The organism is Microvirga sp. VF16, from assembly GCF_016864375.1.
Lineage (GTDB): Bacteria > Pseudomonadota > Alphaproteobacteria > Rhizobiales > Beijerinckiaceae > Microvirga.
In genome coordinates, this window is record NZ_CP069354.1 from 2,299,251 (window position 1) to 2,311,262 (window position 12,012).

Below are 12,012 nucleotides of genomic sequence, written 5' to 3' on the forward strand. Positions count from 1 at the left end.
GCTGCGTTTGTCGAACCACTACCTCGGTTGGACCAATGTGACCAGAAGTCTTGGAGGGCTTGTCCCATGTCCACAGTTCTCGTGATCGCCAGCAGCGTGCTCGGTGTGTCGTCCGTCTCCAACCAACTCATCGAGGAAACGGTCACCCGTCTGCGTTCGCAGGATCCTCAACTGCGATTTGTCTTCCGGAATCTCATCCGAAGCCCAGTCCCTCATCTCGACGAGGATGCAGTTACGGCACTCCGCGGAGCCGAGCCTACCAACCATGCCCAGCTTACCGCCCTCAACCTTTCGAATGATCTCATCGCAGAGCTCCAGGCGGCCGATACGATCGTCATCGGAGCGCCGATGTACAACTTCGGCATGCCGTCGACCCTGAAGGCCTGGTTCGATTACGTGCTGCGGGCCGGGATCACGTTCCGCTACAGCGAGAGCGGCCCCGAGGGACTGGTTAAAGGCAAGCGTGCGATCGTCATCCTGAGCCGCGGTGGATTGTACAGCGAGGGAACGGCGCAAGCGCTGGACTCGCAGGAGCCTCATCTGCGCAATCTTCTTGCCTTCATCGGCATCACGGATGTGACCTTCATCCGGGCAGAGAAGCTGGCCTTTGGACCGGAAGCCCGCGAGCAGGCCATCGATGCAGCGCGTCAGCAAATCGGAGAGACGATCCGCGAGGCATGCCGCAGAGCGGCCTGACGGCCCTTCGGGGCCAGAGTCGGCATGGCCGGTACGGACGGCAGATGAGTGAAGTGGCGGCGGTCATCCTCGGATCCTGAGCGAGGGACTGACAGGAGTTCGGTTGCCAACCTGACGGACGACCGGCAAGGATGGAGACAGGCCTGCAACCGGCTCGCAACCGCTGTCACCGGAGTGGCAGCAGTGCGTTTTCCCGAGATCGTGCGCCGGACTCAGACGTGTCGTGAGAGGAACGTGGAGACCTCGTGCGCAATCTCCTGGGCATGGGTCTCGAGTGCGAAGTGCCCGGTCTCCAGGAACCGGACGGTCGCATTTGGCACGTCGCGCAGGAACGCCTCCGCACCTTCGGGCCGGAAGAATGGGTCACGCCTCCCCCAGATGGCGAGCAACGGCGGCTGGTGCGTCCTGAGATAGGCCTGAAACGACGGGTAAGCCGAGATGTTGCTTCGGTAGTCCAACATCAGGTCGAGTTGCAGATCCTCGTTTCCGGGGCGGGACAGATAATGGTTGTCCAGGCCCGGACCGTCCGGCGAGATCAGCGAGGGGTCGTCGACCCCATGCTGGTACTGGAACCATGTCGTTTCCGGCTGAAGGAGTACCCTCAGGGCGTCCCTGCGCGCCGGGCTTGGATCGGCCCAGTACGCTCGAACCGGGTCGAAGGCTTCGCCAAGCCCCTCAACATAGGCATTGCCGTTTTGGCTGATGATGGCGCTGATCCGCTCCGGATGGGCGCTCGCCAGACGAAGACCAACCGGAGCGCCATAGTCGAAGATGTAGAGGGCGAAGCGTTCGAGCCTCATCACTTCCGTGAACCGGCCGACCATGTGGGCCAAGTGGTCGAACGTGTAGGCAAAGCCTGACCGGTCAGGCTGGGCCGAGCGGCCGAAACCGGGCAAATCCGGCGCGATCAAGCGAAAGCGATCCGCCAGAAGCGGCATGAAGTTACGGAACATGTGGCTTGAGGTAGGGAAGCCGTGCAGCAGGAGGATCGCGGGTGCGTCCGCCGGGCCGGCCGACCGGTAGAAGATGGGAAGGCCATCGACGTCAACGGTTCTGTACCGAACAGTCATCATCATCTCCGTGAGGTCGGGTGCCTTTCCGTGATCGGTAGGCACCCGTCGTGAAGTAGGATCAGGCGGCAGGCGGGAAGTCGGTCGAAACCGAAACCTGTCGCCATGCGGCGAGGATCTCCGCGTCCGTGAGATGCTTGGCCTCGATCGCGGCGACCGTATCGCTGCCGAGTGGCAGCCTGACCGGCGGATTGGGAGCGTCGACGAAGGCCACCACGGCCTCTGCCAGTTTATCAGGATCGCCGGGTTGGTTATGGCTGATCTGGGCTGCTTTTGAGCGCACCGCACCGGCCGTTTCGGCATAATCACTGATCTCGATGGGACTCACGGAGAGCGATGTCGCGTCGAGGAAGTCGGTCCGGAAATACCCAGGCTCGATGGCGGTCACGTGGACCCCCAGAGGGCTCAGTTCCGCGGCGAGCGCCTCGGTCAGGCCTTCCACGGCGAATTTGGTGGAGCAGTAGACCCCGAAGCCCGGTCCGCTCCTATACCCACCAATCGAGGAGAAGTTCAGGATCCGGCCGGAACGCTGGCGCCGCATGTGGGGCAGCACCGCGCGGGTCACGGCGAGCAGGCCGAAGACGTTCGTGCGATAGAGGGCCTCGATCTCCGCCCCGCTGGCTTCCTCCACGGCCCCGAGCAGCCCGTAGCCGGCGTTGTTGACCAGCACGTCGATCCGGCCAAAGCGGGCGATCGCTTCCTTGACGGCCTGATGGGACTGCGCCTCGTCGGTCACGTCGAGGGCGACAGCGAGCATATTGGGGCTGTCGCCGAAGCGATCGGTGACCGCCTTGGGATTGCGTGCCGAAGCGACCACTTGGTCACCGTGTGCCAATGCCTTTTCTACGATCAAAGCCCCGAAACCGCGGGATGCGCCGGTGATGAACCAAGTCCGCATGGGAATCTCCTTGCTGGTGTGCGTCGCCCCGATCGGCGAGTGGGGATGTTTTACAAGGAGCCCATTGATGAGATAATCACCTGGTTTTTCGCCGGGCTAGTGAGCTGAATTCACCAATGCGCACCATCTCACCCTCCGATCTGATGCCGTTTCTGGCGCTCGCGCGGCATCGGAGTTTCCGCCGCGCGGCTGATGAGATGGGCTGCACCCCCTCGGCCTTGAGCCACGCCCTGAAGTCGCTTGAGGAGCGGCTGGATTTGCGGCTGTTCAACCGGACCACCCGGAGCGTTGCCCTCACGGAGGCGGGCGAGCGCTTGCTCACGCGCATTGCTCCAGCCTTCCAGGACATCGACGCTGCCCTGGATGATCTCAACAGCCTGCGCGGGGCTCCCGTCGGTCGGCTGCGGTTTAACACGGCCCGCGTGTCGGCCCAGATCGCGCTCCTACCGATCGTAACCAAGTTTCTGGAGCGCTACCCCGAGATTACGGTCGAGATCGTGGTCGAGAATGACCTAGTCGATATGGTGTCCGAAGGCTTCGATGCTGGCATCCGCTTTGGCGAAGTCATTGCCCAAGACATGATCGCCATCCCGATCGGACCGCGCCAGCGATCAGCGATCGTGGCGACACCTGCGTTTTTCGAGCGGCATCCAAAGCCCATCGTTCCGGAACATCTCAAGAGCTTGCCGTGCCTTGGGCTCCGGTTTGCCAGCGGGCGACTTTACGCATGGGAATTCGAACGTGGCGGCGTCGAGCTGAGTGTCGAAGTCTCAGGTCCGCTGATCGTCGGTGATCAGGACCTGATGCTCGATGTCGCGCTGCTTGGTACGGGCATCGCCTACGCATTCGAGGATCAAGTTGAAGCACACATCCGAGAAGGACGGCTTGTGCGGGTGCTTGAAGACTGGTGCCCCTATTACAGCGGCTTTTATCTGTATTACCCCAGCCGGCGGCAGATGCCGGCGGCCCTGCGTGCCTTCGTTGATTTCCTCAGGACGTCGCCTGCAACAGAATGAGGTTCGAAAGAAGCACCCTTGAAACCCCTGTCGGACGAAGGCCGCAAACCAGCGGGCTATGGGTATGACGACGGCGGAGGTCCAGCGGCAGGTACCGATTGGCTGCACATGGACGCGCCCGAAAGATCTCCCCAGGCGGCGGGACCGTCTCGAATGACCGTGTCGCATGGGGGTGGCCTCGGAGTTCCGCGTGTCGGGATGGGACAGGGTCTCGGCGCTCGGGTGGTCTCTCAATGGCTGGAGCCGGACTGGCGATGCGTGAAGCCGATCCGTCCGCGGACGTAGCCGAACGACAGCGATGCGGCCAGGCGTTCGATCCGTTGCTCCTGGATGGCATTCTCGACGAGCAGGGCCCTGATCGCGATCCTCGGATCACCGCCACAGGCCTGGATCACGGCCATGACATCGGCCTCCATTTGGTCCGTGTCGCACGTGGGCTGAGCCTGATCGGTCATCGTCACCTCCTTTGAGAGCCGCGACGATACTGATTCGAAGCCCCAGCCGCCATCGTGGTGTTCCTCATTTGTTCTGTGTCTGTGGAATGCGGGGAAATCCCAGGACAACGATGCGCCCGGCACGATCCACTGCCATGAAAGGCGACCAGCTTGGCAGGCGTTGGCAGTTCCGTAATATCGCCCCTTGCCGCGAGCCGGGGGGCATAAACATGGCATGGATCGCCGGGATAGGGATCGCCCTGTTCCTTTTCTTCTCGATTCCGAGGCAGGTGTTCGCCCTGCTCGGCATCCTCGTTATCGGCGGCGGCGCCCTGTTCTTCTTCATGAACCAAGCGGACCGGCGCCGGGCGGAGGTGCGGGAAAGGGAGCTGGCCCAAGTCGTCATGCGGGCCAGCGGCAACGGGACGGCCTGCGCCGATCCCCGCTATCCGGTGATGGTGGAGGTCACGAACAGGTCGCCCGACCGGACGCTTTCGTCGGTCAGCTTCAGTCTCTCGGCCTACAAGCCCAGCTACAGCAGTTCCGTTATGAACGCGTATTCGCTCTCCAGCGATCGCATCCTGAAACCGGGTGAGACCCACGTGGGCTGCTGGTCCATCTCCGAGTACCAGCGCCCGCCGGAAGGTTACGATTAGGGGACCCTCCAGTGGGAAGTCAGCAAGAACCATGTCAACTGGCGATGATCTCCTGCCTGGTGGCGCCGGAACGATCGGGTACGGCACCACGCCTTGCGTGGTCCGAATCCTTCCCAAGACTTCAGTTCACCAAACGGCGTGTCGCTGTCATCGCCGTCAAGTGTATGGCGAGATCCCCGTGGAGCCGCTATGAATCGGCCGGGGGGCTGCACACATGCTGAAGGACATTAAGAGGGTCGAGAAGTCCGGCGCGAGCCGGATCCTGCTGCACAAGGACAAGGGCAAGACTGAAGACCTCGTCCGCACGATCTCCACGCTGCACCTGACGGTGACGGATATCACCTTGAGGTCGACGGCATCATTCGACAGTAAGGTCCGTACGCACGAGGGCGCGGATCTGCACGGCATCATCGGTGCCGCCGAGTATCTTCGCAGCGATGGCTCCGCCCCCTTCTTCGACGTGCGCTCCGCGAGCACAGGCGCCGCAGCCACGGGCACCGCCACATGCGAGGACCGTCTCTACGTCTTCCAGGGCGATAACCTCCGGCGCATCGAGGGAATCCGCCTTCACGTCCAGTCCGGCACCCCCGTGAGGGCCGTCGTGCACTGCCTAATCCACGACGACGAACCGCCGTTGGCGCAGGTCGACGTCATCCTCGCCCAGGACCAGTTCGACACGCTGTTCCGGCATCTCTGGAGCAGCCCGATACCGGCGATCCTCCGCGTGGCGATCTCGCCGACCTGCTTCCAGTATGCGATGGCCGGCATGGCGCCCGGATACCCCGAGGACGTCGTATTCCCCAGCGGTGTTACGACCGCGCAGATCGATGATGTCGCCGTCGAGAAGAGGCTCTCGGCACCTGCTGCAAGTGACATGACCGACGGTACCCGCGCAGAAGCTTTGGCCGACCCGTCCCTGGAGCGCCTGGACGTCATCAGGAAGCACGCAGACAGGATCGCGACATCGGTGAAACGCATTGAATTCCTTGCGGGATTGGCTGTCGGAATCCTCGTGATTTCCGCGTTTCTGCGGTGAAAAAGAGCGGCCGTACCTGCCCAAAGGACTCGAGATCCGGGGCGCGGAGGACGCCCGAACGAAAAAGGGCCCGCCTTCCCTGACGGAGGCGGGCCCTTTTTCAATCCTTGGCGGATGCACCCAGTCCTGTCGGTCCACACACAACCCAAGGCTGCAAGGACCGGAGAGTCAGGCTTTTCGCCGATTCGAGTCAGGATACCCCCCGGTTTGAGTCAGGCTTCAAGACCGGGGGACAACAGCCAACGGCATTGCCGCTACGTCCTCGACCCGGACACTGTTCTCCTGGATCAAGTCGCAGCGAGATTCGATCACGTTACCCATCAGAAATGCAGTCACCTGACGATACGGCCGCGTCCTGTTTTTCGAGAGCATCGGCCAAGAAGGGCTGATGCCAGTGGTCCGCGTCGGAGGCTGACACAGTGGTATAACCAAGTGGCTAGTGGCCGTGATCCGGCAGTGCGGCATGTCTCGTTTCCTGTGGCATTCGCTTCCCGCGGCCACCTCCTCGCTTAGACCGGGTAGGCAGTAGGGTCAGTGCCGCCACCGTTCTCTCGAGAGCGAGGCGAGCGTCTCGTTCCGTGTCCCAAGTCGAGCAGTGCTCCGTCCTGCGTCGGCCCGCAACGAGGTATTCGACGCTGTGACGCCTGCCCGGGACATACCGGAGCATCTCCGTCCGTCCCTCAAAATGACAGGTCCATTCGTCTTGGGAGGCCCGGATCCAGGCACGAGTTAATTGAAGTCCTTCCAAGGCTTGGCGGAAGTCCGCTGCGCTCTGGTACCGTCGATCTGGATTTTTGGAACACGCGCGGTTGAGGATCAACTTGAGGCTGCGGGGCACCCATTCTCTGTGGCCGATGCGGCCAGGAACGTCCCCGTTGGCGATGTCTCGGGTGAAGGAGACATCGTCTCTCCATGCGTGGCCCCAACCTGCCATGTTGTTGACCGCCCGTAGGAGGGTGAGTCCCGCAGCATACACGTCACTGCGGGGTGAGAACTCGTAGCCGCTCACCGCCTCGGGAGAGGCATGGGGGCGGTAGAAGCCATCCATGACCCTGATGCCTGTGGGCGTGTGGATCGCGGTACCGAAATCGGACAGTTTGGCCGTTCGGGGAGCCAGCATGATGTTGCCGGGCTTCACGTCCCGGTGCACGAAACCCTTGGCGTGAGCCTGTTCCAGGGCAAACAGGATCTGTTTCACGTAGGTGACGGCATCGACGACGGGGACGAACTCCCGCAGCAACCGATCACCGAGGGAGCCGCCCTCGATGTATTCCATCTCGATCAGGACGGAGCCGTCGAAGACGTCGGCGGTACGGATCCTCACCACGTGATCATGGCCGCAGAGGCTCATGGCCTGGGCTTCCACGACGGCCTTATGGGACTCGGGGTCCTCGACGAGGATCACCTTCAGGGCGGAAACCTGTTGCAGGTTCCGATTGAAGACCTGGAAGACCTGGCCGAAGTGCCCGCGCCCGAGGAACCGCTGCACCTCGTACTTGTTCAGGACCAATTGGCCCGGCTGGAGAAGCGGCGCGGTGAGTTCAGCCATCGAGCACCATCCATGCGCTCAGGGCCGCCAGCTTTGCGTCCCTGTCCCAATTGTCCGGCCGTCCCTTGATGGTGTCGCAGGCATCTAATCTGTCACCACTGAAGCCGAGAGCCTTCTTGGAGAAGGAGGCCGTGGTGAACTGATCGATGGCCAGTCCGCGCTCATGCGCGACGAGGTTCAGGATACCGAAGGGAAAGCAGAGATAGGCGACCTGGTCGGCGCTCTTGGCATTGAGCGTCAGTCGGTATGCAATCCGCGGCGAGGGAACCCTGTCGATGATCTCTCCGAGGACCTGCTTGAAGTAGTTGGCGAGCTCCGGGCGCGGCTGGTCCGGGTTGAACCGCTGCCGTCCCAAGTCCCGGAATTCCGGTGCGGTCCGCGTCCCGTCAAGGACACACGACCAGATGGCGCCCTTGCTGATGTTAAATCCAATTGCAGTCACGAGTGGTCCTCGCCGATCCCGTGTCTGCACCGCGCCATTCGCTGGCCCATGCCTTGCGCAGTGACGGGTGTCGGTCTTCTTATCGCGTCGTCGGATCGTCCGGCGGCATCCGGCTGCATAGCCCGCGCCCGATGCGGAGATCCGCTCGCGATTTCGGTTTCTGAAGGGCCGCCGCTGTGGGCGGCGGACTGGCCGGGTCATTCAGATAGGGCTGTCGGGGTGAGACTACTCCGACCATCTGCCTATCTTCATTAGTCCGCCGCTGAGGTGCGGCGGACTGATGGGATATTTGAGGGCGCACTATGGGTTAATCTGACCAACCTTTGGGTGCATCCTCACTGACCTCCGGGGCTCCTTATTTTAAGAGCACCCTGTAGTAGAACCGCAGGTATCGCACTTCAAGCAGGTCCCGTTCCGCACCAGCGTGAAGTTGGCGCATTCGGGGCAGGCTTCGCCGACATAGCCCTTCATCTTGGCCTCGGCGCGCTTGTCGGCAATCGACGGGGCCGGGGCTGCGAAGGCGAGCTTGGACATTTCGGCTTCGCCGACCTTCTCCTCCACCTGCACCGCGGGCTGAGCCAGTTCACCCTTCAACGCATTCGCGCCGACGGTGACGGCCGCTGTGCGCTGGATAGCGCCTGTGCCGCTGGCACCGGCGCCGCCGGGGATCAGCATGAGGCGGTCGACGGTGCCGCGGGTGAAGCCGCGGGAGACGACGGCCGTGGCGGGGGCGGGCTCCGGTGCCTTCGACTGGGCTTCGCCCGAGCCGATGGTGGTGGGGCCTGCTTCCGACGGATCGACGTGGGCGAGGTCGTTGCGGGAGAGATACGAGACCGCGAGTTCACGGAACACGTAGTCGAGGATCGAGGTCGCGGACTTGATGCGCTCGTTGCCCTGGACGAAGCCGGCCGGCTCGAAGCGCGTGAAGGTGAAGGCCTCCACGTATTCCTCCAGCGGCACGCCGTATTGCAGGCCGAGCGAGATCGCGATGGCGAAGTTGTTCATCATCGCCCGGAAGGCGGCGCCTTCCTTGTGCATGTCGATGAAGATCTCGCCGAGGCGTCCATCGTCGTATTCGCCGGTGCGCAGATACACCTTGTGGCCGCCGACGACGGCCTTCTGGGTGTAGCCCTTGCGGCGGTCGGGCATCTTCTCGCGGTCGCGCAGGGCCACGACGCGCTCGACGATTTTTTCGACGATCTTCTCCGACACATGCGCAGCCTTCGCGGCGGCGGGGAGGGCGGCGACGTGCTCGGCGGTGTCCTCCGCATCCTCGTCCTCATCGGCGATGAGGGCGGAGTTCAGCGGCTGCGAGAGCTTGGAGCCGTCGCGGTAGAGGGCGTTCGCCTTCAGCGCCAGCTTCCAGGACAGCATGTAGGCGTTCTTGCAATCCTCGACGGTGGCGTCGTTCGGCATGTTGATGGTCTTGGAGATCGCGCCCGAGATGAAGGGCTGCGACGCCGCCATCATGCGGATGTGGCTCTCGACCGAGAGATAGCGCTTGCCGATCTTGCCGCACGGATTGGCGCAATCGAACACCGCGTAATGCTCAACTTTCAGGAACGGCGCGCCTTCCAGCGTCATCGCTCCGCAGATGTGGATGTTCGCGGCCTCGATGTCGGCCTTCGAGAAGCCGAGGAAAGCGAGCAGGTCGAAGGACGGATCGTTGAGCTTTTCCGCAGGCACTTTGAGCGTGCCGGTGAGGAAGTCCTCGCCGAGAGTCCAGCGGTTGAAGACGAACTTGATGTCGAAGGCTGAACGGAGGCCCTTCTCCACCGCGTCGATCTTGTCGTCCGAAAAACCCTTCGCGCGAAGCGAGCCGGGATTGATGGCGGGCGCCTGCTTCATGGAGCCGTGGCCGACCGCATAGGCCTCGATCTCGGCGATCTCGTGCTCGCGATACTTCAAGGCCCGCAAGGCGTCGGGCACGGCCCGGTTGATGATCTTGAAGTAGCCGCCGCCGGCGAGCTTCTTGAACTTCACGAGCGCGAAGTCGGGCTCGATGCCGGTGGTGTCGCAATCCATCACGAGGCCGATCGTGCCGGTGGGCGCGATCACGGTGGCCTGCGCGTTGCGGTAGCCGTTCTTTTCGCCGAGTTCGAGCGCGCGGTCCCAGACCGCCTTCGCATGGATGACGAGGTCTGCATCCGGGCAGGAGGCGTGATCGAGCGGCACCGGGTTGACGGCAAGGCCCTCGTAGCCGGCCGCCTCGCCATGCGCCGCGCGGCGATGGTTGCGGATCACGCGCAGCATGTGCTTCGCGTTGGCCTTGTAATTCGGGAACGGCCCGAGTTCGCCCGCCATCTCGGCCGAGGTGGCATAGGACACGCCGGTCATGATCGCGGTGAGCGCGCCGCCGAGCGCACGGCCGGCATCGCTGTCATAGGGCAGGCCCATGGTCATGAGCAGGCCGCCGATATTGGCGAAGCCCAGGCCGAGCGTGCGGTACTCGTAGGAGAGCTGCGCGATCTCCTTCGACGGGAACTGTGCCATCATCACCGAGATCTCGAGCACCACCGTCCAGAGGCGGCAGGCATGCTCGAACGAGTCGGCGTCGAACTTGTGGTTCTGGCGGTCGAAGAACTGCAGCAGGTTGGCCGAGGCGAGATTGCACGCCGTATCGTCCAGGAACATGTATTCCGAGCACGGGTTCGACGCCCGGATGCGTCCGCCGGCAGGGCTGGTGTGCCAGTCGTTCATGGTGGTGTTGAAGTGCAGGCCCGGATCGGCGGAGGCCCAGGCGGCGTGGCCGATCTGCTCCCACAGGTCGCGCGCCTTCAGGGTCTTCAGGACCTTGCCGTCCTTGCGCGCCTTGAGGTGCCAGTCGGCATCGGTCTCGACGGCGCGGAGGAAGTCGTCCGTCAGAGAGACGGAGTTGTTGGAGTTCTGGCCGGAGACCGTGAGGTAGGCATCCGAATCCCAATCGGTGTCGTAGATCGGGAAGTCGATGTCGGTGTAGCCCTGACGCGCGAACTGGATGACGCGCTTGATGTAGTTGTCCGGGATCATGACCCGGCGCGCCAGCTTGATCTCCTTCTTCAGGGCCGGGTTCTTCTCCGGATCGAAGCAGGCATCGCCTTCGGCCTCGCAGTTCACGCAGGCCTTCATGATGGCCTTGAGGTGCTTGTTGCCGAGCTTGGAGCCGGTCACGAGCGCCGCAACCTTCTGCTCCTCCTTCACCTTCCAGTCGATGTAGCTCTCGATGTCCGGGTGATCGACGTCGACCACGACCATCTTCGCCGCGCGGCGGGTGGTGCCGCCCGACTTGATCGCGCCGGCGGCGCGGTCGCCGATCTTGAGGAAGGACATCAGGCCGGAGGAGCGGCCGCCGCCGGAGAGCTTTTCACCCTCGCCGCGCAGCTTGGAGAAGTTGGAGCCGGTGCCGGAGCCGTACTTGAACAGGCGCGCCTCGCGGACCCACAGGTCCATGATGCCGCCCTCGTTCACCAGATCGTCCTCGACGCCCTGGATGAAGCAGGCATGCGGCTGCGGGTGCTCGTAGGCCGACTTCGACTTCGTCAGCTTGCCGGTCTTGTAGTCGACATAGAAGTGGCCCTGGCCGGGGCCGTCGATGCCATAGGCCCAGTGCAGGCCGGTGTTGAACCATTGCGGCGAGTTCGGCGCCACCATCTGGTTGGCGAGCATGTAGCGCAGCTCGTCATAGAAGGCCTGGGCGTCCTCCTCGGAGGAGAAATAGCCGCCCTTCCAGCCCCAATAGGTCCAGCAGCCGGCGAGGCGGTCGAAGACCTGCTTGGAGGAAATCTCGGAGCCGAAGCGCTGATCCTCGGGGAGGGAGCCAAGCGCCGCCTCGTCGGGAACGGAGCGCCACAGCCAGGAGGGAACGTCGTTCTCCTCGACCTTCTTCAGCTTGGCAGGCACCCCGGCCTTGCGGAAATACTTCTGGGCCAGCACGTCGGAGGCCACCTGGCTCCAGGTCTCCGGCACCTCGATGTTCTCGAGTTTGAAGACGACCGAGCCATCCGGATTGCGGATCTCGCTCGTGGCGAGCCGGAAGGCGAGGGAGGAATAAGGCGATTGGCCAGTTTTCGTATAACGCCGCTCGATCCGCATAATCAGATTCCCAAGTATTGGGGACAAGCGTCCCCATGGCCGCGATTTGCCCCGCAGCTCATCAGCCCAAATTATTGTTCGACGCCCCAACGACCCGTTCTTTCGGATCGCCACACGTAACCGCCCGAGTTACGGCCTCCTCCA

Annotated in this window: 10 protein-coding genes; 4 read left to right on the forward strand and 6 right to left on the reverse strand. The window is 63.1% G+C overall.

What is annotated here, in order from left to right:
- Positions 1–66: 66 nt before the first annotated feature.
- Positions 67–696, forward strand: a complete 630-nt coding sequence (locus JO965_RS10900) for an FMN-dependent NADH-azoreductase (RefSeq protein WP_203443641.1) — start codon at positions 67–69, stop codon at positions 694–696.
- Positions 697–908: 212 nt separating this feature from the next.
- On the opposite strand, the gene JO965_RS10905 is transcribed toward JO965_RS10900, so the two are convergent.
- Together JO965_RS10905 and JO965_RS10910 are read right to left on the reverse strand one after the other, a co-directional pair.
- Positions 909–1,769 (reverse strand): alpha/beta fold hydrolase, encoded by an 861-nt coding sequence (locus tag JO965_RS10905; protein ID WP_203444140.1) that lies wholly within the window; start codon positions 1,767–1,769, stop codon positions 909–911.
- Between the two features lie 58 nt (positions 1,770–1,827).
- Positions 1,828–2,664 carry an oxidoreductase gene (locus JO965_RS10910; protein ID WP_203443642.1) on the reverse strand — a complete coding sequence of 279 codons (837 nt, stop codon included), beginning with the start codon at positions 2,662–2,664 and terminating at the stop codon, positions 1,828–1,830.
- Between the two features lie 116 nt (positions 2,665–2,780).
- On the opposite strand from JO965_RS10910, the gene JO965_RS10915 reads away from it, so the two are divergent.
- Positions 2,781–3,680: a LysR family transcriptional regulator gene (locus JO965_RS10915; RefSeq protein WP_203443643.1), complete on the forward strand. Its 900-nt coding sequence runs from the start codon at positions 2,781–2,783 to the stop codon at positions 3,678–3,680.
- Between the two features lie 230 nt (positions 3,681–3,910).
- Here the strand turns inward: JO965_RS10915 and JO965_RS10920 are convergent, their stop codons facing one another.
- Positions 3,911–4,135 carry a hypothetical protein gene (locus JO965_RS10920; RefSeq protein WP_246776812.1) on the reverse strand — a complete coding sequence of 75 codons (225 nt, stop codon included), beginning with the start codon at positions 4,133–4,135 and terminating at the stop codon, positions 3,911–3,913.
- A 134-nt stretch (positions 4,136–4,269) separates the two neighbouring features.
- On the opposite strand from JO965_RS10920, the gene JO965_RS10925 reads away from it, so the two are divergent.
- Both JO965_RS10925 and JO965_RS10930 read left to right on the forward strand, forming a co-directional pair.
- Entirely contained in the window at positions 4,270–4,770 is a 501-nt protein-coding gene (locus tag JO965_RS10925) for a hypothetical protein (RefSeq protein ID WP_203443644.1), read from the forward strand.
- Between the two features lie 214 nt (positions 4,771–4,984).
- On the forward strand, positions 4,985–5,806 hold the full coding sequence (locus JO965_RS10930) for a hypothetical protein (RefSeq protein ID WP_203443645.1): 822 nt from the start codon (positions 4,985–4,987) through the stop codon (positions 5,804–5,806).
- 436 nt (positions 5,807–6,242) lie between these two features.
- Here the strand turns inward: JO965_RS10930 and JO965_RS10935 are convergent, their stop codons facing one another.
- From JO965_RS10935 to JO965_RS10945, 3 genes are all read right to left on the reverse strand, one after another.
- On the reverse strand, positions 6,243–7,355 hold the full coding sequence (locus tag JO965_RS10935; RefSeq protein WP_203443646.1) for a serine/threonine-protein kinase: 1,113 nt from the start codon (positions 7,353–7,355) through the stop codon (positions 6,243–6,245).
- Complete coding sequence (locus tag JO965_RS10940) at positions 7,348–7,797, reverse strand: hypothetical protein (RefSeq protein WP_203443647.1); 450 nt, start codon at positions 7,795–7,797, stop codon at positions 7,348–7,350. The genes JO965_RS10935 and JO965_RS10940 overlap by 8 nt, the downstream gene beginning before the upstream one ends.
- A 360-nt stretch (positions 7,798–8,157) precedes the next feature.
- Positions 8,158–11,868 (reverse strand): vitamin B12-dependent ribonucleotide reductase, encoded by a 3,711-nt coding sequence (locus JO965_RS10945; protein WP_203443648.1) that lies wholly within the window; start codon positions 11,866–11,868, stop codon positions 8,158–8,160.
- Between the last annotated feature and the right edge of the window lie 144 nt (positions 11,869–12,012).